This window comes from Streptomyces sp. NPDC085946, assembly GCF_044540485.1.
Lineage (GTDB): Bacteria > Actinomycetota > Actinomycetes > Streptomycetales > Streptomycetaceae > Streptomyces.
The window spans coordinates 207,612-233,431 of the sequence record NZ_JBITSF010000002.1 but is presented as its reverse complement, the minus strand read 5'-3'; the positions used below and the strand labels follow the sequence as shown (position 1 = coordinate 233,431).

The window sequence follows — 25,820 nt, the reverse complement described above, 5'->3', positions numbered from 1 at the left end:
GATGGCTGCTGCCGCCTGCCTCCGATGGGCACAAGATCGCGTCAAAGGTGATCGGACAGCGGTGCACTCGGGCGTAACGCGAGCTACTCGTGGGCGCACGGTGACAGCCAGGACGGCACCCCGCCAACCCCGATTCTTTTCTGGAGCCCCCGAGTGAGCAAGCGCACCTTCCAGCCGAACAACCGTCGTCGCGCGAAGACCCACGGCTTCCGGCTGCGTATGCGCACCCGTGCCGGCCGCGCGATTCTCGCGTCCCGCCGTAGCAAGGGTCGCGCCCGTCTGTCCGCCTGATCCCGGTCAGGTCATGACGTCGTGCTGCCCACCGAGAACCGGCTGAGGCGGCGCGAGGACTTCGCGACCGCGGTACGACGAGGCCGCCGGGCAGGACGCCCGACGCTCGTCGTCCACCTTCGTAGCGGTGCCACGGACCCGCATGCGCCTGGGGAGAGCGCTCCCCCGACGCGTGCGGGTTTCGTCGTGAGCAAAGCCGTGGGCGGCGCGGTCGTGCGCAACAAGGTGAAGCGCCGACTGCGTCACCTCCTGCGCGACCGAGTCGACCTGTTTCCCCCCGGTAGCCTGGTAGTCGTACGAGCGCTGCCCGGTGCGGGTGACGCCGACCACGCACAGCTGGCCCGAGACCTGGATGCCGCAGTCCAGCGGCTGCTGGGAGGGGGCGCGCGATGAAGTACCCGCTGCTGGCTCTGATCAAGCTCTACCAGTGGACGATCAGTCCGCTGCTGGGGCCGGTGTGCAAGTACTACCCGTCGTGTTCCCACTACGGCTACACGGCCATCGACCGGCACGGTGCCCTCAAGGGAACGGCACTCACGGCCTGGCGCATCCTGCGGTGCAATCCGTGGTCGCCGGGCGGTGTGGACCACGTCCCGCCGCGCAAGCGCCCGCGGTGGCACGAAATGCTGCGTAACGCCTGGCGTGCACGCAGGGGCGGGCCCTCCGCCGCCGAACCGGCCACCGGGGGACAGACTTCTCGCACGAGTCCGTCGACTCCTTCGAGCCCGGCCGCAGAGACCTCGTCCCATGCCCAAGGAGCATGATTAGTGGACACGATTGCCAGCCTCTTCAGCTTCATCACAACACCTGTCTCCTGGGTCATCGTCCAGTTCCACAAGGTGTACGGCGCCCTCTTCGGGCCCGACACCGGCTGGGCCTGGGGCCTGTCCATCGTGTCCCTGGTGATCCTGATCCGGATCTGCCTGATCCCGCTCTTCGTGAAGCAGATCAAGGCGACGCGGGCCATGCAGACGCTCCAGCCGGAGATGAAGAAGATCCAGGAGCGTTACAAGAACGACCGGCAGCGCCAGTCCGAAGAGATGATGAAGCTGTACAAGGAGACGGGCACCAACCCGCTCTCCTCGTGCCTTCCCATCCTGGCGCAGTCCCCGTTCTTCTTCGCCCTCTACCACGTGCTCAACAGCATCGCGTCGAACGACACCATCGGCGTGATCAACAAGAGCCTGCTGGAGAGCGCGCAGAAGGCGCACATCTTCGGCGCCCCGCTCGCGGCGAAGTTCACGGACAGCTCGGACAAGGTCGAGGCGCTCAACTCCTCCCTGACCGACGTGCGGGTCGTCACCGCGATCATGATCGTCCTGATGTCGCTGTCGCAGTTCTACACGCAGCGCCAGCTGATGACGAAGAACGTCGACACCTCGGTGAAGACGCCGTTCATGCAGCAGCAGAAGATGCTGATGTACGTCTTCCCGGTCATCTTCGCCGTCTTCGGCATCAACTTCCCGGTCGGTGTCCTCGTCTACTGGCTGACCACCAACGTGTGGACCATGGGCCAGCAGATGTACGTCATCCACAACAACCCGACCCCGGGCTCCAAGGCCCAGGCCTCCTACCTGGAGCGCCTGCACAAGCACGTCACGCACCGGGGCAAGGTCACGCGGCGCCGGGACAAGGTCATCATCAAGGCCATCGTGGCCAAGGGCCGGGACCGCAACGAGCACGAGCGCAAGTTCATCAACGGTCTGAACAAGGCGGGCCTGGCCGCCCAGCCCGACGGCACCGTGATCAAGAGCGAGTCCGCCGTCGCCGTCCAGACCGAGGACGGTACGCCGACCACCGCCGCCGCCGTCCCCAAGCGCCAGCAGCCCAAGCGGCAGACCAAGGCCCAGCGGCAGTCGAAGACGGCCGGTGAGTCCGAGCCGAAGACGTCGCTGATCAAGGACGAGCCCGAGGACGCCGTGTCCGAGGACGCCAAGCCCGCCGCCGCTGCCAAGAAGGCCGCCGCCAAGCCCGGTACCGCCACCCGGAGCAAGGCCCAGTCCGGCCAGCGCAAGGGGCCGCAGCGGCCCAAGTCCCCGTCCAAGAAGTAAGAAGGAGTCCATCCCGTGACGGAAGGCACCACCTCCGCCGCTGCCGAGGGTGCAGACACCCTGACCCGCCTGGAGCAGGAGGGTGAGATCGCGGCGGACTACCTGGAGGGTCTGCTCGACATCGCCGACCTCGACGGCGACATCGACATGGACGTCGAGGCGGACCGCGCCGCCGTCTCGATCATCAGCGACACCGGCAGCCGCGACCTGCAGAAGCTGGTCGGCCGGGACGGTGAGGTGCTGGAGGCCCTCCAGGAGCTCACGCGCCTGGCCGTGCACCGGGAGACCGGGGACCGCAGCCGCCTGATGCTGGACATCGCCGGCTACCGCGCCCGCAAGCGCACCGAGCTCTCCGAGCTGGGCGCCAAGGCCGCCGCGGAGGCCAAGAGCAGCGGCGAGCCCGTGCGGCTGAAGCCCATGACGCCGTTCGAGCGCAAGGTCGTGCACGACGCGGTCAAGGCCGCCGGCCTGCGCAGCGAGTCCGAGGGCGAGGAGCCGCAGCGCTTCGTCGTCGTGCTCCCCGCCTGATCGGCTCGTACGTCTCCCCGGCCCCGTCTGTTGCGCAGACGGGGCCGAACTTTGTCAGCCTGATAGTTCTGGTGGTTCTGATGTCGGCGCCCGGTGCGCCGGTGTACGGAAGGACGGTCCCCCGTGACGGAGGCAGCGGAGCTTCCCCCCGCGCCCGAGCAGGCACGCGAGGTCTTCGGCGATCGGTTCGCCGACGCGGTCCGCTACGCGGAGCTGCTCGCTGAGGCGGGTGTGCAGCGCGGCCTGATCGGCCCGCGTGAGGTTCCCCGGCTGTGGGAGCGGCACCTGCTGAACTGCGCGGTGCTCTCGGAGGTCGTGCCCGAGGGCGTGACCGTGTGCGACGTGGGCTCCGGCGCCGGCCTGCCGGGCATTCCGCTCGCCCTGGTCCGCGAGGACCTGAAGATCACGCTGCTGGAGCCGCTGCTGCGGCGCACCACCTTCCTGACCGAGGTCGTCGAGCTGCTGGGGCTGGACCACGTGACGGTCGTCCGCGGCCGGGCCGAAGAGGTCATGGGCAAGATCCCGCCGGTCCACGTGGTGACGGCACGCGCCGTCGCTCCGCTCGACCGCCTCGCCACCTGGGGCATCCCCCTGCTCCGGCCCTACGGGGAGATGCTCGCGCTCAAGGGCGACACCGCCGAGGAGGAGCTCAAGAGCGCGGCCACGGCGCTGAGCAAACTGGGCGCCGTGGGAACCTCGGTCGTGCACGTCGGCGAGGGGATCGTGGACCCGATGTCCACGGTGGTCCGGGTGGAGGTCGGCGAGAGCCCCGGCGGCGTGCGCTTCGCGGCCAAGCGGGCCAAGGCGGCGCGTACCGGTCGGACACGCCGTCGCCGCGGGTGAGCCGCCGAGCGGACGCGGCGGACAGGCCTGATCCGTCCTGACGACGAGACGTACTCCACATAAGCATCCCAAGCTGTGCATGCCGGAGTGTCGGGACAGTTCGGTCGCGGCGGCTGTGCATCGTGTTTCACGTGAAACGTCGCTCCCTGCTGCACGGCATCATCAACCGCGGCCGCGCTGTGGCCGAACCCCGCGACCGCAAGCCCCTCGGTTCTCTCGGCGAGAGGCCTGTTCCCGCAGACGTTCCATCCCTCTCGGGGGTCGCGGAGTTGTCCACAGAGGTGGATTTCTCCACAGAACGACAGGCCTCACTGGTTCACGACCCGGGAGGCATGGGAGGCTCTGTTCATTGCGAGCCTGAAGTCGAGGAGAGTGAATCCTTGCGGTCCGACGCCAACATCGCGGGACCGATGACCGATCCGGTCCCCGGTCCCCGTACCGAGTCGACGGGGGCGGATGTTTCACGTGAAACACCGCCTCCGATGGACGACACGCCGATCGGTCGAGCTGCCCAACTGGCGGCGGATGCTCTGGGCCGCGCCGGTGAGGGTCTGCCCCGGCCTGAGCAGACCCGCATCATCGTGGTCGCCAACCAGAAGGGCGGTGTGGGCAAGACGACGACGACCGTCAACCTCGCCGCATCGCTGGCGCTGCACGGTGGCCGTGTCCTGGTGATCGACCTCGACCCACAGGGGAACGCGTCCACAGCACTCGGCATCGACCATCACGCCGAGGTCCCGTCCATCTACGACGTGCTGGTCGACAGCAGGCCGCTCTCGGAGGTCGTGCAGCCGGTCCCGGACGTCGAAGGCCTCTTCTGCGCCCCTGCCACGATCGATCTCGCCGGCGCGGAGATCGAGCTGGTGTCCCTGGTGGCCCGCGAGAGCCGGCTCCAGCGGGCGATCCAGGCCTACGAGCAGCCACTGGACTACATCCTCATCGACTGCCCGCCCTCGCTCGGCCTGCTGACGGTCAACGCGATGGTGGCCGGCCAGGAGGTCCTGATCCCGATCCAGTGCGAGTACTACGCGCTGGAGGGCCTGGGCCAGCTCCTCCGCAACGTCGACCTGGTGCGGGGGCACCTCAACCCCACACTGCACGTGTCGACCATCCTGCTCACCATGTACGACGGCCGGACGCGCCTCGCGTCCCAGGTCGCGGAAGAGGTGCGCACCCACTTCGGCGACGAGGTGCTGCGAACGAGCATTCCCCGCTCCGTCCGTATCTCCGAGGCCCCGAGTTACGGCCAGACAGTGCTGACCTACGATCCAGGATCGAGCGGTGCTCTCTCCTATCTGGAGGCGGCCCGCGAAATTGCGCTGAGGGGCGTCGGCATCAGCTACGACGCGACGCACGCCCACATCGGCGCACAACAGAACGACCCGAGCATGGAGGGGATTCAGTGAGTGAGCGACGGAGGGGGCTGGGCCGTGGTCTCGGCGCGCTGATCCCTGCTGCCCCGACGGAAAGGACGGTGGCTGCGGCCGCGACGGGGAGCGCCGCTCCCTCGCCTGCCGGAATGCCGCTGCTGACGGACCGCGGAGTGGCCGCGGCGAAGGTCGCCACGCTGCCGCCTGTTTCACGTGAAACGGAGGAGCCGCCGGCCAACGGCGTCGCGGCGACGCCCGCGCCTCCCATCGGTGCGCACTTCGCCGAGATCCCGCTCGACGCCATCTCGCCGAACCCGCGCCAGCCGCGTGACGTCTTCGACGAGGACGCGCTGCAGGAACTCATCACCTCCATCAAGGAAGTGGGACTCCTCCAGCCGGTCGTCGTACGACAGGTGGATGCCGGGCGCTACGAGCTCATCATGGGCGAGCGGCGCTGGCGGGCCTGCCGTGAGGCGGGCCTGGAGTCGATCCCGGCGATCGTGCGGGCGACCGAGGACGAGAAGCTCCTCCTGGACGCGCTGCTGGAGAACCTGCACCGAGCCCAGCTGAACCCGCTGGAGGAGGCGGCTGCGTACGATCAGCTGCTGAAGGACTTCAACTGCACGCACGACCAGCTGGCGGACCGCATCGGCCGGTCCCGTCCTCAGGTGTCCAACACCCTGCGTCTGCTGAAGCTCTCGCCGGCGGTGCAGCGCCGGGTGGCAGCCGGGGTGCTGTCCGCCGGACATGCGCGGGCCCTGCTGTCCGTGGAGGACTCGGAGGAGCAGGACCGGCTGGCCCACCGGATCGTGGCCGAGGGGCTCTCGGTGCGGGCCGTAGAAGAGATCGTGACCCTGATGGGATCACGGCCCCAGAAGACGCAGCGCCCCAAGGGGCCCCGAGCGGGTGGCCGGGTGTCGCCGGCGCTGTCCGACCTCGCCACCCGGCTCTCCGATCGCTTCGAGACCCGGGTGAAGGTCGACCTCGGGCAGAAGAAGGGCAAGATCACCGTCGAGTTCGCCTCCATGGAGGACCTGGAGCGGATCCTCAGCACCCTCGCTCCCGGCGAGGGGCCGGTTCTGCAGAAGACCCTCCATGAGGACGACGCGGAGGAGACGGACTCCTGATCCGTCGGCCACGCGGCGCGGGCAGCGCCGCGCGGCCGCCAGGGCGGGCCGTGTCCGGTGTGTACCGGAAAACGGCTCGCCCTTTGCTTTTTGGCGGTATCGATGGAATCTCATCGTGGATACGATGCGTTCGGGTATGGCGCATCCACCTGGCAGGACCTCGAAGAGGGAGGCAGAGGCCCATGCGATCGATGAGCCGCACCGGACTGGTGAGCGCAGGCCTGGGGCTGGGCGCGGTCGGTGGGTTCCTCGGCAGTCTGCTCAGGGAACGGAGCGCTCTGACAGCCGCCCGTGATGCGGCGGGCGAAGGAAGCGAGGAACAGCCTTCATGGGGCGCCGGCTCGTACCGCTCACGCTGGACAACCTTCAGGACCTTCCCAAGCGCTGCCGTTCGTGTGTCTTCTGGGAACTCGACCCGGTCAGTGGCGAGGCAGCGGTAAGGGCGGGCACCTCCGCTGCCGAGAAGGAGGCCTGGATCTCGGCCGTCCTGCTGGACTGGGGTTCTTGCGGGCGTGTGGTCTACGTCGACGATGTGCCGGTGGGTTTCGTGCTCTACGCCCCTCCCGCCTACGTCCCCCGCTCCACCGCATTCCCCACGAGCCCCGTCTCCCCCGACGCCGTGCAGCTGATGACCGCGTTCATCATGCCGGGCTACCAGGGGCAGGGACTGGGCCGAGTCATGGTCCAGACGGTCGCCAAGGATCTCCTGCGGCGTGGCTTCAAGGCGATCGAGGCGTTCGGGGATGCCCGCTGGAAGGAACCCGCGTGTGTCCTGCCCGCCGATCATCTCCTGGCCGTGGGCTTCAAGACGGTCCGCCAGCACCCTGCCCATCCCCGGCTGAGGCTGGAGCTGAGGACGACGCTGTCCTGGAAGGAAGACGTGGAGATGGCACTGGACCGGTTGCTGGGAGCCGTACAGAAGGAACCGGCCCTGAGGCCGCTCTAGCAGTGCCCGGCCACACGTGCGGAAGGGCCGGCCCGTCCGGGCCGGCCCTTCCGTGTTTCACGTGAAACACACGCCGTCAGTGCGGCGCTCCGCCGTTCACTCGGCGATGAAGTCCTCGAGGTCGCGCACGATCGCGGCCTTCGGCTTCGCACCGACGATGGTCTTGGCGACCTCGCCACCCTGGTAGACGTTCAGGGTCGGGATGGACATCACCCCGTACTTGGCGGCCGTACCCGGGTTCTCGTCGATGTTCAGCTTGACGACCTCGATCTTGTCGCCGTACTCGGCGGCGATCGCCTCGAGGGACGGGGCGATCTGGCGGCAGGGACCGCACCAGGCGGCCCAGAAGTCCACCAGGACGGGCTTGTCGCTCTTGAGGACGTCCTGCTCGAAGGAGTCGTCGGTCACATTCTTCAGGGTGCCGGCCACGGCGGGCTCCTTAACTGGTTGTGCGTGAGGCGGATGGGGGTCAGACAGCGGTCTTCTCGGGCTCGGCCTGGTCCTCGTCCGCGAGGGCGGCGAGGAACCGCTCGGCGTCGAGGGCGGCGGCACAGCCGGTGCCGGCCGCGGTGATCGCCTGGCGGTAGGTGTGGTCGACCACGTCACCGGCGCCGAAGACACCCGTCAGGTTCGTGCGCGTCGAGGGCGCTTCGACCTTCAGGTAGCCCTCCTCGTCCAGGTCGAGCTGGCCCTTGAAGAGCTCGGTGCGCGGGTCGTGGCCGATCGCGATGAACAGGCCGGTCACGGGGAGGTCGGAGAGCTCACCGGTCTTGAGGTTGCGCAGCTTCAGGCCCGAGAGCTTCTGGTCGCCCTGGATCTCGGCGACCTCGCTGTCCCAGACGAAGCTGATCTTCGGGTCGGCGAAGGCGCGCTCCTGCATGGCCTTGGAGGCCCGCAGGGTGTCACGGCGGTGGACGATGGTCACGGACTTGGCGAAGCGGGAGAGGAAGGTGGCCTCTTCCATCGCGGTGTCGCCGCCGCCGATGACGGCGATGTCCTGGTCCCGGAAGAAGAAGCCGTCGCAGGTGGCGCACCAGGAGACACCGCGGCCGGAGAGGGCGTCCTCGTTCGGCAGGCCGAGCTTGCGGTGCTGCGAGCCGGTGGTGACGATGACGGCCTTCGCGCGGTGGACCGTACCGGCGGTGTCCGTCACGGTCTTGATCTCACCGGTCAGGTCGACGGCGACGACATCGTCCGGGACCAGCTCGGCGCCGAAGCGCTCCGCCTGTGCGCGCATGTTGTCCATGAGGTCGGGGCCCATGATGCCGTCCCGGAAGCCCGGGAAGTTCTCCACCTCGGTGGTGTTCATCAGCGCACCGCCGGCGGTGACGGCGCCCTCGAACACCAGTGGCTTCAGCGACGCGCGCGCGGTGTAGAGCGCCGCCGTGTAGCCGGCGGGCCCGGAGCCGATGATGATCACGTTACGGACGTCGCTCACGGCTTGATTCCTCGTCTCTGGACTGCGTCGTACGGCCGGGGGAGCTTCTCTCGGAACTCTCACCCCACCCAACGGATCCTAAGGGGCGCGCATTCCCGCTGTGTCCGGGCACACGGAGCCGCCGCACCGCACGGGACACCACGGAGGAGCGGGACGACGCCCGAGCGCTCAGGAAGACGGGTAGGAGCGCTCCAGCAGGACCTTGCCGGGGCCGGTGGACGACGGGTGATCGACACAGGTCGCGTCCACGATGTAGGCGACGACCCGGGTGTCGTCGGACGCGTCGGGGAGCACCACGAGCAGTGCCTCCCTCCCCTTGTACGTGCCCTTGTCGACGGCCAGGGCCGGGTCGCCGCGTCCGATGCCTTCGCGGACGCAGCCCGGGACCGGCAGCTCCTTGAGGATCTTGGGACTGTTGACGCTGGGGCCGGACTCCCTGCCGAAGCTGTCGGGCGTACGGGGGCCGCCCCCCTCGCGACGGCTCTGCGCGAGGAGTGTGGAGACCTGCTTGCCCAGTGTCCCTTCGGAGAAGGTGTCGGGGGAGGCGGACTGCTGTCCCTGGACGGCAGGGGTGTCCTTGCCGTCGTCGAGCGAGGAGAGCAGCATCGAGCCGAGTCCGAGAGCGGCGACCGTGAAGACGGCTCCCAGGACGGCGATCCTGCGGCGTCCGGCGCGGTTGCGGCCCTTGCGGCCGGGGCCGGTGGAGGAAGAGCGGGGATGTCCGGCCGGCCGGTCCGCCGACGACGGTGTTTCACGTGAAACCGGCGCGCCGTCGTCGCCGGAGGGCGGTGAGACGCCGGCGCCCGCGGCGGTGTCCGTGGTGTCGGCAGCACGGGACTGCAGCAGTGCCTCGGCGGCGAGCGCCGCGTCGATGCGGCCCGCGACGTCGGCGGGCATGCGTGGCGGGCCCGGCAGCGTGCCGAGCAGCCCCCGGATCTCCTCCAACGAGGCGTAGACGTCCGCGCACAGGTCGCACCCGGCGAGGTGACGGCGTACGTCCGTCGTCCGGGACGGCGGGAGGAGGCCCTCGGCGAGGTCGGAGAGCTCCGTGACGTCCGGGTGCCCTGCCGTGTCTGTCGACGTCACGCTCGTCCACCTCCGCCCTTCACCGCGGCTGAGTCGCTTGTTCCTGCGTCCGGCGGTTCCGTGTGGCCGGGGTCCGCTGCCGGTGGGACGGACGTCCCCTGCGTCCGGTTCCGTTCCGCGCCGGGCTTCTTGCCCTTGCCGCTGCTTTCCGGGCGCAGATGGGCCAGCAGCGGCAGGAGTCTGGCTCTGCCGCGGGCGCACCGGCTCTTCACGGTCCCGATCGGTACCTCGAGGATGCGGGCGGCCTCGGCGACGGGGTAGCCCTGCATGTCCACCAGGACGAGCGCCGCCCGCTGATCGGCCGGCAGGGTGCCCAGGGCCTCGATGAGCTGCCGGTGCAGGTCGTTGCGCTCGGCGGGCGCCGACGCCGACTCGTGCGGCTCCAGGAGCTGCTCCAGGCGCTCGGTGTCGTCGACCGGAGCCGTCTTCCGCGAGGCGGCCTTGCGGGCCCGGTCGAGGCAGGCGTTCACGGTGATGCGGTGCAGCCACGTGGTGACGGCCGACTGACCGCGGAACGTGTGGGCCGCCCGGTAGGCGGAGACGAGGGCGTCCTGGACGGCGTCAGCGGCCTCCTCGCGGTCGCCGAGCGTCCGCAGGGCCACGGCCCACAGACGGTCGCGGTGACGGCGCACGAGCTCACCGAAGGCGTCGGGGTCGCCTCCGACATGGCGCGCGAGCAGGTCCTGATCGCTCATCCCGTCATGAGCGGCGCCGTCCGCCATCGGACCCCCTCCCTCGCGGCAGCTGCCGTCAGCTGGTCACCTTGATGTCCGCCAGTCTGCCGCGCCATCGGCCGTCGTCCGCCTGCATCGGCAGATCGGTCAGCCACACCAGGAGGTAGCGGGACTTCAGGGTCTTGCCGGGCTTGAGTTCCACGGTCGTCCCCGAGCCTTCGGCGACCTTGCCGTAGGCGTCGAAGGTCAGCGGCTCGGCGCCCGCGTCCGTGCTCGCGCTGCGCAGTTCGACCGAGGTGCTCCCGACGAACGTCACGGTCACCTTGCCGACCTGCTGGACCTTGCCCAGGTCGAGGATGACGCCGACACCCGGCTTCAGACGGCCGAAGTCCGAGCTCAGGTAGTAGTCCGTCTGCCAGTAGGTGGCCGTGTTGCCGTCGTAGACCTTCCCTATGTCGGACGGCTTCTCGGACCGGTCGGAGCCGAAAGGGTCGAAGTCGCGGGCGCTGCTGATGGCGATCGGCTTGCCGGACGGCGGCTTCGTCGGGCTCTTGTCGTCGCCGTCCGTCGTCTGCGTCCGGTTCTGATCGTCCGCCTTGCCGCCCTGCTCCATGAGCGCGTCCGCCAGCTGCCAGCTGCCCAGGCCGAGCGCGGCGATGAGCAGGGCGGAGACGGCCCACTTCAGCGCCTTGCCGGTGCGGGTCTGCAGCGGGGGCGGCGGGGCGGGGACGGGCTGGGCGACGCCGGGGTGCGGCGCCGGACGGCCGTACGAGCCCTGCTGGTACGTCGTGCGCTGGTACTCGGGCGGGGCGGTGAACGCCGGCTCCGGCGGCCGGATGCGCGGCATCTCGCCGATCGCCTTCACCAGCTCCTCGGGCGTGGTGCAGGGGGACTCGTGGCGGGAGGCGGTGGCGCCGTCGTTGACGAGGGCCCGCATGGTGAGCTCGGACAGACCGCGGTGGACGCCGGCCCGGACCTGGTCGGGCGGGATCAGGCCGATGTCCTTGGGCAGGCCCGAGAGGCCGTAGGCGTCGCTCTCGTACGGCCAGCGCTGCGTGAGCGCCGCGTACAGCAGGGCGCCGATGGACTCGGTGTCGGTGCGCTGCGGGGTGTCGGACCTGATGCCGCGCAGGGCGGCGTTCACGGCGAGGCCGCGGATGCGCCACTGGCCGGTCGAGGTGCGCAGCACGGCGTTGGGGTTCAGGCGCAGGTGGGCCAGGCCCTCGCGGTGGGCGGCGGCCATCGCGCCGGCCACCTGGGTGACCATCTGGTAGGCGTCGTACGGCTCCAGCGGGCCGGCCGCGAGGAGGGTGGTCAGCTCCGTGGCGTCGGGCAGCCACTCGTGGACGACGTAGACGAGGTCGTTGTCCTCCACGGCGTCCAGGACCTGGACGAAGCGGGGGTCGCCGAGCAGGGCGGAGGAGCGGGCCGCGGCCAGGACCGAACGGGCGCGGGAGTGGTCCGCGGGCAGGATGTGGACACCGACGGCACGCCGCAGTTTCTCGTCGACGGCCCGCCAACTGCTGAAACCGTCCAGGCGGGTGACGCACTCCTCCAGACGGTAGCGTCTGGCCAGCTTGTGGCCGCTGTGCAGTTCGGGAGGCGCGGCCTTTCCGGAACTGTCGGTGCGGGCGGTCTCCTGTACCTCGTCGCTGTCCGTGTCCCGCTCCCGGTTCTTGGCCACCCCGTCGGCCGTGGACTGGTCCGCCTGCGCGGTCAGCGACGCCTCGCCGCTGTTGTCTGCCACGTCGACGGCAGCTGTGCTCCGTTCCGCCACCGTCGTTCCTGCCTCCCCATCCGTTGCGCGCCGTCAGACACCCGTGCGCGCCGTCCGACGCCGAAACCAATTGTGCCCACAGTCCGCCGCCATGCACGACACGCGGGGGCCGACGATGGTTGTGCGCGTATCCCCCGCCTCAGCGTCCCAGGCGCCCGCGGACCATGCCGACCAGTGCGTTGAGCTCCGCGATCCGCATGCGCCGGGCAGCGACGAAGAAGACTCCGAACAGTACGGCACCGCCGCCCAGCAGCGCGGCGAGCGACCCCAGGGCGCCCTGGCCGAGCGTGTGGCCGATGCCGTAGCAGGCCGCGCCGCTGAGCAGGGCGGCCGGCACCGACGCGATGCACAGGCGGGCGTACGTCCGCAGGACGCGGGAGCCGTCCAGGTCCCCGCCCAGCCGCAGGCGCAGCCGCCGCCAGGCGACACCGACGCCGATCGCGTAGGCGAGGCCGTAGGCGCCGGCCATGCCGACCACTGCCCAGCGGGCCGGCAGCACGAAGTAGCAGACCGCCGAGGCGCCCGCGTTGACCGCGGCCACGATGACCGTGTTGTAGAAGGGCGTGCGGGTGTCCTCGTAGGCGTAGAAGGCGCGCAGGACGACGTACTGCACCGAGTACGGGATGAGGCCGAGGCCGAAGGCCATCAGCATGTAGCCCATGTTGGTGGCCGCGCTCGTGCCCGAGGAGCCGAACATCAGGGTGCACATCGGGATGCCGAGCGAGACGAACCCGAAGGCGATGGGCACGATGGCGACGGCCGTGTTCCGCAGGCCCTGGGAGATGTCGTCGCGGACGGCGCCGGCGTCGCCCTCGGCCGCGGAGCGGGAGAGGCGGGGCAGCAGGGCCGCCATCAGGGAGACGGTGATGATGGCCTGGGGCAGGCCCCAGATCAGCTGGGCGTTGGCGTAGGCGCTGAAGCCCGTGCCCGCGAGGCTGGTGCCCGCGACCGACGCGGTGGCCAGCTGGGTGACGACGAGCGCGCCCGCCTGGTTGGCGAGGACGAAGAGGATCGTCCACTTGGCGAGCATGGCGGCCTTGCCGAGGCCGTGGCCCTTCCAGTCGAACCGCAGCCGCAGCCGGAACCCGGTCTCGCGCAGGTACGGGATCATCGCCAGGGCCTGGACCACCAGGCCGAGCAGGACGCCGATCCCGAGCAGCCGCTGGCCCTCGGCCGGGATGCTCGTGACGCTCATGTCGGATTCGGCGGCGGTGCCGTAGACCCAGATGAACAGGCCCAGCGTCACGATGATGACGATGTTGTTCAGGACCGGGGTCCACATCATCGCGCCGAACCGGCCGCGCGCGTTGAGGATCTGCCCCATCACCACGTGCACGCCCATGAAGAAGATCGAGGGCAGGAAGTACCGGGTGAAGGTGATCGCGACCTCGTTGGCCGCGGAATCGTCGGCGACGGACGCCGACAGCATGCGGACCAGGAGGGGGGCGCCGAACCACGCGAGCGCGGTGAGCGCCGCCAGGGCGATCATCACCAGCGTCAGCAGACGGTTGGCGTACGCCTCGCCGCCGTCCTCGTCGTTCTTCATCGCACGGACGAGCTGCGGCACGAAGACGGAGTTGAGGCCGCCGCCCACGGTCAGGATGTAGATCATCGTGGGCAGCTGGTAGGCGATCTGGAAGGACTCGCCCAGCATGGCGAGGCCGAGCGCCGAGACGATCAGCACCGAGCGGAGGAACCCGGTCAGGCGCGACACCATCGTGCCCGCCGCCATGACCGCGCTGGACTTCAGCAGGCCGGAGGCGCGGCCGGCCTTCTTCGGCGCCGGTACGGCTGCCTGCGCGGGGCCGGGCTCGGGAGCGGCGGCCTCGTCGACCACGGGCGCCGCCGTGCCGTAGTGCGGGCCCGGGGCCGCGTGCGGGCCGGCGGCCGGGTGGCCGCCGGGCACCGGAGACGGGCCGGGGACGGACGGGGCGTCGTACGACGGGTGGCCGCCGCCCTGCTGCTGGTCCCGGAAGAGATGCGCGAAGGCGTCCGGCTCGTGGCGCTGCTCGCCGGCCTGGGTGACCAGGTCGTCCACGCCCACGAACTGCGTGGTGCGGGGGTCGTCGCCGTAGGGCAGGTACTGGTTCGGGTTCTCCGGCTCGGGCGGCGGGGTCTGCGCCCACACGCGCGGGTCCGGGGCGTACGGCGACTGGGGCGGCTGGCCGTACAGCGGCTGGTGCGTGCCCGGGGGCGGCGGGGGGTGCGCGGCGCGGTCGTAGAGCGCCTCGGCGACCGGGTCCTGCGCGGCGAGGTCCTGCTCGCGGTAGGGGTCCTGGGCGTAGGCGTCCTGGAGGTACATGTCCGCGGGCGGCTGCGGCGGCACCTGGCCGTGCTCGGGCGGCGCCTGGTGGCGGCCCTGCTCGGCGTAGCCGGACTCGGGGTAGCCGGACTCGGGATGACCCGAGTCGCCCACGGCCCGGCCGCGGTCACCGTCGTACGGCGCGTTCATGCTTACCCCACCTCATCGTCCCGGGCCCACCGGCCACGATTTCTCAACGGTCCACTCTCTCACCCGTGCCGGACGGGTCGGCGCTTTCCGCTGCGGTGTCCGGTGCCGGGTCACTCGGCTGCTCCGGCTCGCCCGCCCGGTCGCCGGCCTCGGATTCCTGCGCGGGACGGCCGTCCGGGGCGGGCCCGGGACCGTCGGCGTCCCCGTCCGAGGCCTCGGCGCCGGTCTCGTCGTCCTCGCGGGCCGCGGCACGCTTGCGCTGCGTGTACATCCGGAAGCCGGCGAGGACGAGCAGCAGGACGCCGCCGCCGATGACCAGCATCACCGTGGCCGTGATCTCGGTGACCCGCACGTCGAACCGGACGGGCTCGCCGTACGCGCGGCCGTCCTCGGTGTACAGCTGGGCGATCACCGTCTCGCGGCCGTTGGCGTTCGAGGACATGGTGAACTTCACCGACTGGCTGTGATCGCCGGAGACCGCGACGGGCTGCTCCTCGTAGTCGTCACCGCCGATCTTCAGACGCGTGGGGTTCTCCGAGGTGAGCCGCAGCACCAGGTGCTCGACGCCCTGGACCAGGTTGTTCTGCACGGTCACGGGGATCGTGGCGCTGCGGCCGGAGAGCTTGGTCTCGGACTTCTGGATCAGCCTGACTCCGCCGATGAGCCCGTCGAGGTACGACTCGACGCCGTCGCGGTAGTCGGCCGCGGCACCGGTGCGGCCGCGCCACGAGGTGGACATCTCGCGGTTCATCGCCCGCCCGAACGGAGTGACCACCCGGGACTGGTCGCTGAGGATCACCTTGAAGTTGTCGAGCTTGCCCTGGGTCCGCGCGATCTGGTCGAACACCGACCGCGGCAGCTCCTGCCGGGCGAGCGAGGAGGGGTAGGAGGAGGCCGGCGGCACCTTCGTGGCGGCACCCGGGTCCGGCTTGTCCTTGGCCGCGGCCGCGAGGTCCTGGGACTCCGCCCACGTGCCGTTCTGGAGGGCCGTCAGCGCCTCGGCCATCGCCCGGGCCTGGCTCGCGGACGGCATGCGCTGGGGAGCCACGACGACGCTGCGCTGCCTGTCGGTCTGGCGGTTCAGCATGAGGCTCTGGGCGAGGAAGCGCTGGACGGCCCGGGCGGACGCCGACGCCCTGGTCAGATCGCCCTGGAACGCCGTGGACATCCGGGCGTCCGCGACGACGGCGGTGGCGCCACCGCCGATGGGACGGGCCGCCGAGGGCGTGTACGGCAGCTCACCCGTCTCCTGGAGGCTGTCGCTGCGGGCGATCACCTTGTCGGCACCCGCCGAGGTGGCGACCTTGACGACCGAGGGGTCGACGGCGCCGTCCACGGGCCAGGCGAAGTCCGTGCTCGGCGCGACGTGGAGGATCGACCACACCGTGTCCCAGGCGACGTCGCTGGCCTCCTTGAGGTGGCTCAGCGAGCCGGTGACGCTCGTGCCGCGGTGCGCGAGGGAGGCCAGGTCCGGGTCGGCGTAGGGCAGGGCCACGACCTCCTGGTCGGCCACCGCCTTCTGCAGCTCCAGAAGCCACCGGTTGGCATCCTTCTGGTGCGTGCCGGCGGTGCTCGTGCCGTCCTCGCCCTGCACGCGGTAGCTGCGCGTCATCTTGTCCACCGACGCCAGCAGGTCCGGATCGATCACCCAGGTGACGTCGAGCTCCTTGCCCAGCGCGACCATCTGGTCCAGCCGGCCGCCCGGGGCGATCTCCTCGGCCAGGTCCTCGTTGAGGAAGAACGGTGTCTGCTGCTCGTTGGATGCCGTCTCCGCCGTCATGTGGGCGGTGGAGACCAGCGGCCACAGGAACGTCGTCTTCGTCCTGGTGCCGGCCTCGTCCGGCTGCCACGGCAGGAACGTCCGCTGCATGCCGAGCACCTGCTCCCACGGCCGCGCGGAGGTCTGGCCGGAGAGCGCCACGGCCAGCTGGTACACGCCGTCCTGCCCGAGGTCGAGCTCGTCGACCGGCACGGAGAGGCTGAAGGGCTCGGAGACGCCCGGGGTGAGCTGCGGGAACTCCTTGCCGTACTTGTCCTCGACCGCCCGGCCGGCGGGGGCGTCGACGTCGTCGGGGGCCTTGGCGACCGCGTCGATGTCCGAGCGGGTGTCCAGCTCGGGGCCGACCCGCAGGTCGACGCGGGCGTCGGTGACCGTCTGCTTGCCCTGGTTGGTCACCGTGCCGGAGACGGTCAGCGTGTCGCCGTCCGTGGGGAGGCCGGGGGTGAGCGTGTCGACCGACACGGCCACCGTGCCCGTCCCAGCCGGGGCCTGCGCGGCGTCCTCCCCCACGGCGCCCGCGGGAGCCGCGGCGGGGAGCTGGAGCAGGCCGGCCAGCAGGGGTGCCCCGGCCAGCAGGGCTCCGGTGCGCCGCAGCCACCGGCGGGCAGGTGAGGCACTCGTCCCCTGGAAGTCTGCCGCCTCGGCCACGCGCTCGCCCGTCCCTCGTCTTCGTCAGTGGTCGTCGGAATGTGCGTCCACGCATGGTAACGAGGTGCGCTGAGGGGAAGTGCCGCGGACCGGCCCACAAGATCGGGGGACGGCGCGGGCCTGTCCCGTATGTGCGCGTATGAAGTCGGGCCTCCGCGCGCCGCTTCCGTGCACGTTTTATGGAGACGCGGGCGGCCGCCCGGGCCACGTACCCTCTTACGTTGTGCCGAACGCCAACGAAGAAACCCCCCGTGTCCTCAGCCAGGTGCAGCACCGCGCGGTGAGCGAACTGCTGCGGGTCGCGCCTGTCGCCGACGACCTCGCCCGCCGCTTCCAGGAGGCCGGGTTCTCACTCGCCCTGGTCGGCGGCTCGGTCCGGGACGCGCTGCTCGGCCGGCTCGGCAACGACCTGGACTTCACGACCGACGCCCGTCCCCAGGACGTGCTGAAGATCGTGCGCCCGTGGGCGGACGCGGTCTGGGAGGTCGGTATCGCCTTCGGCACGGTCGGTGCCCAGAAGGCCGGGTACCAGATCGAGGTCACCACGTACCGGTCGGAGGCGTACGACCGGACCTCCCGCAAGCCCGAGGTGTCGTACGGCGACTCCATCGAGGAGGACCTCGTCCGCCGTGACTTCGCGGTGAACGCGATGGCCGTCGCGCTCCCGGAGAAGGTGTTCATCGATCCGCACGGCGGGCTCGACGACCTCGCGGCACGGGTGCTGCGCACGCCGGGCACGCCCGAGGAGTCCTTCTCGGACGATCCGCTGCGGATGATGCGGGCGGCGCGCTTCGCGGCCCAGCTCGACTTCGAGGTGGCGCCCGAGGTCGTCGCGGCGATGAAGGAGATGTCCGGACGGCTCGACATCGTCTCCGCGGAGCGGGTGCGGGACGAGCTGAACAAGCTGATCCTCTCCTCTCACCCGCGTAAGGGCCTGACGCTGCTCGTCGACACCGGGCTCGCCGACCACGTCCTGCCCGAGCTGCCGGCCCTGCGCCTGGAGAGTGACGAACACCACCGGCACAAGGACGTCTACGAGCACACGCTGATCGTGCTGGAGCAGGCGATGGCCCTGGAGGAGGACGGCCCCGACCTGACCCTCCGCCTCGCCGCCCTGCTGCACGACATCGGCAAGCCGCGCACCCGCCGCTTCGAGAAGGACGGCCGGGTCTCGTTCCACCACCACGAGGTGGTCGGGGCGAAGATGACCAAGAAGCGCATGACGGCGCTCAAGTACTCCAACGAGCTGGTGAAGGACGTCTCCCGTCTGGTCGAACTCCACCTGCGCTTCCACGGCTACGGCACGGGCGAGTGGACGGACTCCGCGGTCCGCCGGTACGTCCGGGACGCCGGACCGCTTCTCGACCGCCTGCACAAGCTGACCCGCTCGGACTGCACGACCCGCAACAAGCGCAAGGCGGCCGCGCTGTCGCGTGCGTACGACGGTCTGGAGGAGCGGATCGCCGCGCTCCAGGAGCAGGAGGAGCTGGATGCCATCCGTCCGGACCTGGATGGCAACCAGATCATGGAGATCCTCGGCGTCAAGCCCGGCCCCGCGGTCGGCCGGGCGTACAAGCACATGCTGGAGTTGCGCCTGGAGCACGGGCCGATGGGGCACGACGCGGCGGTGACGGCGCTCAAGGAATGGTGGGCCCAGGAGGGCACGGCCTGAGGCCTCGGCCGGACGGGCCTGATCAGGAACGCCGAAGGGGGCGGCATGTTTCACGTGAAACATGCCGCCCCCTTCGGCATGAGCGCGGGGCTGCGTGCGGTGACCGGTCATGTTTCACGTGAAACACCGACCGTGAAACGCCCACCGGCGCCTGTGCCGCCGGTGACGCGTCAGCCGTGAAGCGCTGCCCTGCCGATCGAGCCGCCTCGGCTCACGCGTCGACTTGGATCACGCGTCGGCGAGGCACAGCAGGAATTCTTCGCCGTCGCCCGTCTCGGCGTAGAAGCCGGTGGCGTCGCTGACCTTGCGGCACTCGGTCTCGGCGGAGAGCTCCGTGAAGTGGCCCTTGACCTTCTTCAGGACCTTGGCCTCGGCCTCGGTCGAGGAACACTCCACGACCTCCATGCGGTCCGAGGACGACGACGCGGCCTTGAGGCAGTCGCCCACGGCGGCCTGGTTCGCGTCGTCCCGGCTGGCTATGTAGCCGCCCACCGCCACGCTGACGACCGCGACGGCGATGACGATGTTCTTGATGGTCTTGAAACCGAACTTCCGGCGCGGCTGCTCCGGCGGGACCGGCGCGTACGGAGCGGTGGCCTGCTGCGGGAAGCCGGGCTGACCCGGCTGCTGGGGGAAGCCGCCCTGCGGCGGGTACGGGGCCTGGGGCTGGCCGGCGGGCTGCTGGCCCTGCGCGAACGGATTGCCCTGGGGCGGCGGAGTGGTCACTTGGGGGTCCCCCTAAGAAGCATGGGTGCGTGACGCGAAAGAGTCGCGTATAAGACCCACGTAAGTTATCGGGCCCCACTGACAACCAGGCGGCCAGAACTGTCTCTGTGGCATTGATGTGACACTTACCGGCGGGCGAACCGGGTCATAGCAGCGGCAACTGATCCGTAGATCACGGCGATCGTGACCACCAGCGGGACCGACCGGCCGTCCGGCGGCAGCATCAGGGCGGCCACGGCGGCAGCGCTCACGAAGGCGACGTTGAACAGGACGTCGTAGACGGAGAAGATCCGGCCACGGAAGCCGTCCTCGACGGACGACTGCACGAGGGTGTCGGTCGCGATCTTCGCGCCCTGGGTGGTGACTCCGAGGACGAACGCCGCGGCCAGCAGGGGGACGGTGGCGAACGGAAGGCCGAGGGCGGGTTCCAGGACCGCGGCGGCCGCGGCGCACACGACGATCCAGCGACCGGGCCCCAGCCGTCCCGCCGCCCAGGGCGTCAGCACGGCGGCCGCGAAGAAGCCGGCGCCGGAGATCCCCAACGCCAGCCCCAGCAGGGCGAGTCCGTCGTCCGTGGTCGAGGTCAGGGCGTACCGGCACAGCATCAGCAGCATCACCAGCAGGGCGCCGTAGCAGAACCGCATCAGCGACATGGCGGCGAGCGCCCAGGCGGCCTCCCGGCGCGGCGGCGCGGCGATGTGCCGCACCCCGGCGGCCAGGTCGCGCGCGGTGCCGCCCAGGGCCTCCGTCAGGCGGGGCCGCACCAACGCGCGCTCGGGGCCCAGCAGTTTCGCGGCCATGCGCAGGGACGCCAGTCCCGCTCCCAGGTACAGGGCGGCCCCCACGAGCACGACGGCCGCGTCGGAGTCCGCGACGACCAGCCGCACGACGAAGGCGACACCGCCTCCCGCGGTCGCGGCGAGCGTTCCCGCGGTCGGGGAGAGGGAGTTGGCGACGACCAGGCGGTCGGCGTCGACCACCCGCGGCAGCGCGGCGGACAGGCCCGACAGGACGAAGCGGTTGACGGCGGTGACGCACAGGGCCGAGACGTAGAAGAGCCAGTCCGGGGCGCGGCCGAGGATCAGCAGGGCCGTCGCCGACGCCAGCAGGGCGCGCAGCAGACTGCCGTACAGCAGGACCTGGCGGCGCCGCCAGCGGTCCAGCAGGACGCCGGCGAAGGGGCCCACCAGGGAGTACGGGAGCAGCAGCACCGCCATCGCGGAGGCGACCGCGGCGGCCGTGGTCTGCCGCTCCGGGGAGAAGACGACGTAGGTGGCGAGCCCGACCTGGTAGACGCCGTCGGCGCCCTGGGAGAGCAGGCGTACGGCGAGCAGGCGCCGGAAGCCCTGGAAGCGCAGCAGGACGCGCAGGTCACGGACGACGGCCATGGGGCACAGCCTCACATACGGGAAGGGTCCCCGGGCCGTGCGACCCGGGGACCCTCAACTGCCCAGCGTGCGGAGGTCTTAGCGCTCGACCTCGCCCGCGATGAACTTCTCGACGTTCTCGCGGGCGACGTCGTCGAAGTACTGGACCGGCGGGGACTTCATGAAGTAGCTCGACGCGGAGAGCACGGGGCCGCCGATGCCGCGGTCCTTGGCGATCTTCGCGGCGCGCAGGGCGTCGATGATGACGCCGGCGGAGTTCGGGGAGTCCCAGACCTCGAGCTTGTACTCCAGGTTCAGCGGGACGTCACCGAAGGCGCGGCCCTCCAGGCGGACGTAGGCCCACTTGCGGTCGTCGAGCCAGGCCACGTAGTCGGACGGGCCGATGTGCACGTTCTTCTCGCCGAGGTCCCGGTCGGGGATCTGGGAGGTGACGGCCTGCGTCTTGGAGATCTTCTTCGACTCGAGGCGGTCGCGCTCGAGCATGTTCTTGAAGTCCATGTTGCCGCCGACGTTCAGCTGCATCGTGCGGTCCAGGATGACGCCCCGGTCCTCGAACAGCTTCGCCATGACGCGGTGCGTGATGGTGGCGCCGACCTGCGACTTGATGTCGTCACCGACGATCGGCACGCCCGCCTCGGTGAACTTGTCCGCCCACTCCTTGGTGCCGGCGATGAAGACCGGGAGGGCGTTGACGAAGGCGACCTTGGCGTCGATGGCGCACTGGGCGTAGAACTTCGCCGCGTCCTCGGAGCCGACGGGCAGGTAGCAGACGAGGACGTCGACCTGCTTGTCCTTGAGGACCTGGACGACGTCGACGGGCTCCTCGGCGGACTCCTCGATGGTCTCGCGGTAGTACTTGCCGAGGCCGTCGAGGGTGTGGCCGCGCTGCACCGTCACACCGGTGGCGGGGACGTCGCAGATCTTGATGGTGTTGTTCTCCGAGGCGCCGATGGCGTCCGCGAGGTCGAGACCGACCTTCTTGGCGTCCACGTCGAAGGCGGCGACGAACTCGATGTCGCGAACGTGGTACTCGCCGAACTGGACGTGCATCAGGCCCGGCACCTTGGACGCCGGGTCGGCGTCCTTGTAGTACTCGACTCCCTGCACCAGCGATGCGGCGCAGTTGCCCACACCGACGATGGCTACGCGAACCGAACCCATTCCGGTTGCTCCCTGTGTGTACGAGTGAGGTCCTGAGGTGGACCTCACGTGGCGGTGTCGTCGGGCGTATCCGGCCGGGGTTCGTCCCCGGTCCGGGGCAGGCCGCCCGGCGCTCCAGATGAGGTGTCCTGCTGAGCGGGCCCCCCGGTGGCGGAGCCCCGAAGGTCCCGTCCGGCCCGCTCGCTCTCGATGAGCTCGTTCAGCCAGCGCACTTCGCGCTCCACGGACTCCATTCCGTGGCGCTGGAGCTCAAGCGTGTAGTCGTCGAGGCGCTCCCGGGTGCGGGCCAGGGAGGCGCGCATCTTCTCCAGGCGCTCCTCCAGCCGGCTGCGGCGGCCCTCCAGGACGCGCATGCGGACGTCGCGCGAGGTCTGCCCGAAGAAGGCGAATCGCGCGGCGAAGTGCTCGTCCTCGTACGCGTCGGGCCCGGTCTGCGAGAGCAGCTGCTCGAAGTGTTCCTTGCCCTCCGCCGTCAGCCGGTAGACGATCTTGGCGCGGCGCCCGGCGAGCGTCGTGGCGAGGGCGTCCTCGGGGGTGTTGCCCGGCTCCTCGATCAACCAGCCGTTTGCGACCAGCGTCTTGAGGCAGGGGTAGAGCGTCCCGTAGCTGAACGCGCGGAACACACCCAGTGACGTGTTGAGTCGCTTGCGCAGCTCGTAGCCGTGCATCGGGGATTCGCGGAGCAGGCCGAGTACGGCGAACTCGAGGATCCCGGAACGCCGGCTCATGTCGCCTCCTCTCTGCCGCGGTCATGCCCTGACGGGCCGGTGGCCGGCTCTGTCCCGAACCGGTGTAGCGCACTGATGTACCGAGCTGATGTATCGGCTCGATACATCACGACGATAGAACGGCCTTCCGCATGCGACAAGAGGGGACATGGTGAACGGGATCACATCCTCGATTCATCAGGGGCAAGTTGCCTGGTTTGGGATGAAGTTCTGGACTCGGCAGGTTTTGGCGGTGCGTAGTCTGTGCGCCATGCACACCACCGGGAACCGAGTGACGCCTGTGAGCGTCTTCGTCTTCGGTGTAGTACGGGCACATGTGGGGTCGGTGAATGGGGAACCGGCCGCATCCGTACTTCGGGGGGACCGGAAACCAGCCGCCGTTTCCAGGCGCGCACGGGTGCGCCTGCCCGAGGAGTAGTCGTTCGATGAGCGAGCACCGTCGCAAACCGCCGCAGCCGCAGGGAGGCGGACGTGCCGCGGCCCGACGCGGCCAGTCCGGCTCGTCCTCCGGCCGCCGTGCGGCACCGCGAGGCGCCACCGGGTCTCCGTCCGACTCCTATGAGTCGGGCTCGTACGGAGGCGGAGGTGAGGACCGCGCGTACGGCGGCCGAGCCGAAGCCCGGCGTGCGGCCCAGAGAAGTACGAACAGCCGCCGCAGGGCGCCCGAGCCGGCCCGTGGCGGCCGGCGTCCCGGTGGTCCGGCAGGACCCGGGCGGGGCAGGGGGCGGGCGACCGATCCCGCCGCGAAGCGGTTCGTCGACTACCCGAGGGCCGGCAAGTACGGCTGGCGCCGCTGGATGCCGTCCTGGAAGCTCGTCTCCGGCCTGTGCATCGGCTTCTTCGGCAGCCTGGTCGCCGTCGCGGGCATCGGGTACGCCATGGTGGGCGTGCCCGACGAGCAGCATGCCGCGGCCGTGTCGGAGAACAACGTCTACTACTGGGCGGACAAGACCCAGATGGTCGCGACGGGCAGCGGCCAGAACCGGCAGAACGTCCCGATCGAGCGGATCCCCGAGGCCATGCGGTGGGCGGTGATCTCCGCCGAGAACAAGACCTTCTACGAGGACTCCGGCGTCGACCCCATGGGCATGGCGCGGGCGCTGGTCAACATGGCCCGGGGCGCCGACGTGCAGGGTGGTTCGACGATCACCCAGCAGTTCGTCAAGAACACCTACCTGAGCCAGGACCAGACGGTCTCCCGCAAGTTCAAGGAGATGTTCATCTCCCTCAAGGTGGGGACCAAGCTCACCAAGGACCAGATCCTCCAGGGCTACCTCAACACGTCGTACTACGGCCGGGGCGCCTACGGCATCCAGGCAGCCGCGCAGACCTACTACGGCAAGGACGCGGAGGACCTCACGCCCAGCCAGTGCGCCGTCCTCGCCGCCCTGCTCAAGGGTCCGACGTACTACGACCCCGCGGGCAACCAGAACCTCGACAGCAAGGCGACGCCCGACGCCAACAAGAAGCGCTCGATGGACCGCTGGGGCTGGATCCTGGAGCAGATGCACCAGGACGAGCACCTCTCGGACGCGGAGTACCAGGAAGCGATCAAGAAGTACCCCATGCCGCAGGGCCGCAAGGCGACCAAGGGCATGACCGGCCAGATCAGCTACCTCGTCGACACGGCCAAGAAGTACGTCCTGAACCACTCCGACATCTCGGAGGCGGAGTTCGACCAGGGCGGCTACCAGATCTACACGACCTTCGAGAAAGACAAGGTCGAGGCCCTGAGCGAGGCCGTCAAGAAGATCGAGAAGGAGAAGCTCGACCCGAAGCGCGAACTCGACAAGCACGTCCAGTTCGGCGCGGCGTCGGTCAAACCCAAGGACGGCGCGATCGTCGCGCTGTACGGCGGCGCCGGCTACGAGAACGGCCACTTCAACAACAACGCGGACACCTTCGGTGTCCCCGTGGGTTCGACGTGGAAGCCATTCGTGCTCGCCGCGGCCATGGAGCACGGCACCTACAAGAACCGTAGTTCGGGCGTCTCGCCGCTCAGCAAGTACAACGGCAACGACCACCTGAAGATCCGGAACAACGACGGCTCCTACGTTCTGAAGAAGGACAACACGCCCTTCTACCAGGAGAACGAGAGCGACTACCCCTGGGGCTACATCACCCTGCACAAGGCGATGGAGCAGTCCGTCAACACGCCGTTCGTCCAGCTCGGCATGGACGTGGGGATGGCGAACGTGGCGGATGTGGCGCAGAAGTCCGGCATCCTCAGGAACTCCTTCGCCGACCTCAACGCGTCGTTCGCCCTCGGCACCTCGACCCCCAGCGCGATCCGCATGGCCGACGCCTACGCGACGTTCGCGGCGTCCGGCAAGCAGGCCGACCCCTACTCGGTGACGGCCGTCAAGAAGAGCGGCCAGGAGGTCCCCGGCTTCGACAAGCCGAGGATCAAGCAGGCGATGTCCGAAGCCGTGGCGAACAACGTCACGAACGTCCTCGAGAACGTGATCGAGAACGGCACGGGCAAGAACGCGCTGGCCCTGGGCCGTACGGCGGCCGGCAAGACCGGTACCACCGACGAGAACAAGTCCGCCTGGTTCGTGGGCTACACCCAGCAGTTGTCGACCTCGGTCGCCATGTTCCGTGAGGACCCCAAGAGCGCCAAGCTGCTCTCCATGAACGGCACGGCGGGCGTGGAGTCGATCCACGGTGGTGACATCCCCACGCTGGTGTGGACCGAGTACATGAAGGCCGCGCTGAAGGGCAAGTCGGACCCCGGATTCCCGGCGGCCGAGGAGATCGGTGAGATCCAGGACGGGGTGGGCGCCCCGTCGCCGACCCCGACCATCACCGAGGAGCCCACGCCGACCCCGTCCGAGACGCCGACCGAGACGCCCAGCGAGACGCCCAGCACTCCGGCGACCCCGTCGCCGAGCGAGACCTGCTTCGGGCTCGGGTGCGGCAACGGCAACGGCAACGACGGCGGCACGGACACGGGCGGAACCGACGAGGGCGGGGTGACGTCCACGCCGACGGCCACGGAGACCGGCGAGACCGGGAGCACCCGGGGCAACGGCAACGGGGGTCTCTTCGGAGGTTCGGAGGAATAGCCGCCTTATCGCCCGGCATGGTCGTTTCACGTGAAACAGGGTGTTGTTTCATGTGAAACGCCGACC

22 protein-coding genes are annotated in these 25,820 nt (G+C 70.0%); 11 read left to right on the top strand and 11 right to left on the bottom strand.

The annotated features are described in order from the left end of the window. Window positions 1-153 precede the first annotated feature (153 nt). The 9 genes from rpmH to ACIF8T_RS06645 all read left to right on the top strand — a co-directional run bounded on the left by rpmH (window position 154) and on the right by ACIF8T_RS06645 (window position 7,156). Window positions 154-291: a 50S ribosomal protein L34 gene (gene rpmH / locus ACIF8T_RS06685; protein ID WP_003956500.1), complete on the top strand. Its 138-nt coding sequence runs from the start codon at window positions 154-156 to the stop codon at window positions 289-291. Between the two features lie 21 nt (window positions 292-312). Next, a complete protein-coding gene (gene rnpA / locus ACIF8T_RS06680; protein ID WP_400031882.1) occupies window positions 313-684 on the top strand; it encodes a ribonuclease P protein component in 372 nt (123 codons plus the stop codon). Continuing rightward, window positions 681-1,055, top strand: coding sequence for a membrane protein insertion efficiency factor YidD (yidD, locus tag ACIF8T_RS06675; RefSeq protein WP_400031880.1), 375 nt, complete (start codon window positions 681-683; stop codon window positions 1,053-1,055). The genes rnpA and yidD overlap by 4 nt, the downstream gene beginning before the upstream one ends. A gap of 3 nt (window positions 1,056-1,058) precedes the next feature. Further along, window positions 1,059-2,342 carry a membrane protein insertase YidC gene (gene yidC / locus ACIF8T_RS06670; RefSeq protein WP_400031878.1) on the top strand — a complete coding sequence of 428 codons (1,284 nt, stop codon included), beginning with the start codon at window positions 1,059-1,061 and terminating at the stop codon, window positions 2,340-2,342. 15 nt (window positions 2,343-2,357) lie between these two features. Beyond that, window positions 2,358-2,870 carry a protein jag gene (locus tag ACIF8T_RS06665; RefSeq protein WP_400031876.1) on the top strand — a complete coding sequence of 171 codons (513 nt, stop codon included), beginning with the start codon at window positions 2,358-2,360 and terminating at the stop codon, window positions 2,868-2,870. Between the two features lie 123 nt (window positions 2,871-2,993). Then, window positions 2,994-3,713 carry a 16S rRNA (guanine(527)-N(7))-methyltransferase RsmG gene (gene rsmG / locus ACIF8T_RS06660; RefSeq protein ID WP_400031874.1) on the top strand — a complete coding sequence of 240 codons (720 nt, stop codon included), beginning with the start codon at window positions 2,994-2,996 and terminating at the stop codon, window positions 3,711-3,713. Window positions 3,714-4,045: 332 nt separating this feature from the next. Next, a complete protein-coding gene (locus ACIF8T_RS06655) occupies window positions 4,046-5,119 on the top strand; it encodes a ParA family protein (RefSeq protein ID WP_400032353.1) in 1,074 nt (357 codons plus the stop codon). After that, complete coding sequence (locus ACIF8T_RS06650) at window positions 5,116-6,210, top strand: ParB/RepB/Spo0J family partition protein (RefSeq protein ID WP_400031872.1); 1,095 nt, start codon at window positions 5,116-5,118, stop codon at window positions 6,208-6,210. Before ACIF8T_RS06655 ends, ACIF8T_RS06650 begins: the two co-directional genes overlap by 4 nt. A 328-nt stretch (window positions 6,211-6,538) precedes the next feature. After that, complete coding sequence (locus tag ACIF8T_RS06645; RefSeq protein ID WP_400031870.1) at window positions 6,539-7,156, top strand: GNAT family N-acetyltransferase; 618 nt, start codon at window positions 6,539-6,541, stop codon at window positions 7,154-7,156. 96 nt (window positions 7,157-7,252) lie between these two features. On the opposite strand, the gene trxA is transcribed toward ACIF8T_RS06645, so the two are convergent. From trxA to ACIF8T_RS06610, 7 genes are all read right to left on the bottom strand, one after another. Then, window positions 7,253-7,585, bottom strand: coding sequence for a thioredoxin (trxA, locus tag ACIF8T_RS06640; protein ID WP_003991504.1), 333 nt, complete (start codon window positions 7,583-7,585; stop codon window positions 7,253-7,255). Between the two features lie 40 nt (window positions 7,586-7,625). Then, the gene (gene trxB, locus ACIF8T_RS06635; protein WP_400031868.1) at window positions 7,626-8,594 is read right to left on the bottom strand and encodes a thioredoxin-disulfide reductase; all 969 of its coding nucleotides are present in this window, start codon (window positions 8,592-8,594) and stop codon (window positions 7,626-7,628) included. Between the two features lie 168 nt (window positions 8,595-8,762). Then, on the bottom strand, window positions 8,763-9,680 hold the full coding sequence (locus ACIF8T_RS06630; RefSeq protein WP_400031866.1) for an anti-sigma factor family protein: 918 nt from the start codon (window positions 9,678-9,680) through the stop codon (window positions 8,763-8,765). Beyond that, the gene (sigM, locus tag ACIF8T_RS06625; RefSeq protein WP_400031864.1) at window positions 9,677-10,402 is read right to left on the bottom strand and encodes an RNA polymerase sigma factor SigM; all 726 of its coding nucleotides are present in this window, start codon (window positions 10,400-10,402) and stop codon (window positions 9,677-9,679) included. The genes ACIF8T_RS06630 and sigM overlap by 4 nt, the downstream gene beginning before the upstream one ends. A 28-nt stretch (window positions 10,403-10,430) precedes the next feature. Further along, the gene (locus ACIF8T_RS06620; RefSeq protein ID WP_400031862.1) at window positions 10,431-12,131 is read right to left on the bottom strand and encodes a protein kinase family protein; all 1,701 of its coding nucleotides are present in this window, start codon (window positions 12,129-12,131) and stop codon (window positions 10,431-10,433) included. A 139-nt stretch (window positions 12,132-12,270) separates the two neighbouring features. Then, a complete protein-coding gene (gene murJ, locus ACIF8T_RS06615) occupies window positions 12,271-14,583 on the bottom strand; it encodes a murein biosynthesis integral membrane protein MurJ (RefSeq protein WP_400031860.1) in 2,313 nt (770 codons plus the stop codon). Window positions 14,584-14,626: 43 nt separating this feature from the next. Beyond that, window positions 14,627-17,011: a DUF6049 family protein gene (locus tag ACIF8T_RS06610; protein ID WP_400031858.1), complete on the bottom strand. Its 2,385-nt coding sequence runs from the start codon at window positions 17,009-17,011 to the stop codon at window positions 14,627-14,629. 223 nt (window positions 17,012-17,234) lie between these two features. Here ACIF8T_RS06610 and ACIF8T_RS06605 point away from each other — a divergent pair, with 223 nt between their 5' ends. Continuing rightward, window positions 17,235-18,683, top strand: a complete 1,449-nt coding sequence (locus ACIF8T_RS06605) for a CCA tRNA nucleotidyltransferase (protein ID WP_400031856.1) — start codon at window positions 17,235-17,237, stop codon at window positions 18,681-18,683. Window positions 18,684-18,911: 228 nt separating this feature from the next. Here ACIF8T_RS06605 and ACIF8T_RS06600 read toward each other — a convergent pair whose 3' ends face one another. The 4 genes from ACIF8T_RS06600 to ACIF8T_RS06585 all read right to left on the bottom strand — a co-directional run bounded on the left by ACIF8T_RS06600 (window position 18,912) and on the right by ACIF8T_RS06585 (window position 22,686). After that, window positions 18,912-19,409 (bottom strand): hypothetical protein, encoded by a 498-nt coding sequence (locus tag ACIF8T_RS06600; RefSeq protein WP_400031854.1) that lies wholly within the window; start codon window positions 19,407-19,409, stop codon window positions 18,912-18,914. A gap of 125 nt (window positions 19,410-19,534) precedes the next feature. After that, on the bottom strand, window positions 19,535-20,797 hold the full coding sequence (locus ACIF8T_RS06595) for an MFS transporter (RefSeq protein ID WP_400031852.1): 1,263 nt from the start codon (window positions 20,795-20,797) through the stop codon (window positions 19,535-19,537). A gap of 78 nt (window positions 20,798-20,875) precedes the next feature. Continuing rightward, window positions 20,876-21,958, bottom strand: a complete 1,083-nt coding sequence (locus ACIF8T_RS06590) for an inositol-3-phosphate synthase (protein ID WP_400031850.1) — start codon at window positions 21,956-21,958, stop codon at window positions 20,876-20,878. Between the two features lie 44 nt (window positions 21,959-22,002). Beyond that, the gene (locus ACIF8T_RS06585) at window positions 22,003-22,686 is read right to left on the bottom strand and encodes a helix-turn-helix transcriptional regulator (RefSeq protein WP_400031848.1); all 684 of its coding nucleotides are present in this window, start codon (window positions 22,684-22,686) and stop codon (window positions 22,003-22,005) included. 797 nt (window positions 22,687-23,483) lie between these two features. On the opposite strand from ACIF8T_RS06585, the gene ACIF8T_RS06580 reads away from it, so the two are divergent. Next, window positions 23,484-25,754 (top strand): transglycosylase domain-containing protein, encoded by a 2,271-nt coding sequence (locus ACIF8T_RS06580; protein ID WP_400031846.1) that lies wholly within the window; start codon window positions 23,484-23,486, stop codon window positions 25,752-25,754. Window positions 25,755-25,820 lie beyond the last annotated feature (66 nt).

Coding starts and splice junctions, on each gene's coding strand:
- sigM (WP_400031864.1), bottom strand. CDS start 10,402: ATGGCGGACGGCGCCGCTCATGACGGGATGAGCGATCAGGACCTGCTC.
- yidD (WP_400031880.1), top strand. CDS start 681: ATGAAGTACCCGCTGCTGGCTCTGATCAAGCTCTACCAGTGGACGATC.
- ACIF8T_RS06580 (WP_400031846.1), top strand. CDS start 23,484: ATGCCGTCCTGGAAGCTCGTCTCCGGCCTGTGCATCGGCTTCTTCGGC.
- murJ (WP_400031860.1), bottom strand. CDS start 14,583: ATGAACGCGCCGTACGACGGTGACCGCGGCCGGGCCGTGGGCGACTCG.
- ACIF8T_RS06655 (WP_400032353.1), top strand. CDS start 4,046: ATGGGAGGCTCTGTTCATTGCGAGCCTGAAGTCGAGGAGAGTGAATCC.
- ACIF8T_RS06585 (WP_400031848.1), bottom strand. CDS start 22,686: ATGAGCCGGCGTTCCGGGATCCTCGAGTTCGCCGTACTCGGCCTGCTC.
- ACIF8T_RS06590 (WP_400031850.1), bottom strand. CDS start 21,958: ATGGGTTCGGTTCGCGTAGCCATCGTCGGTGTGGGCAACTGCGCCGCA.
- ACIF8T_RS06595 (WP_400031852.1), bottom strand. CDS start 20,797: ATGGCCGTCGTCCGTGACCTGCGCGTCCTGCTGCGCTTCCAGGGCTTC.
- ACIF8T_RS06645 (WP_400031870.1), top strand. CDS start 6,539: ATGGGGCGCCGGCTCGTACCGCTCACGCTGGACAACCTTCAGGACCTT.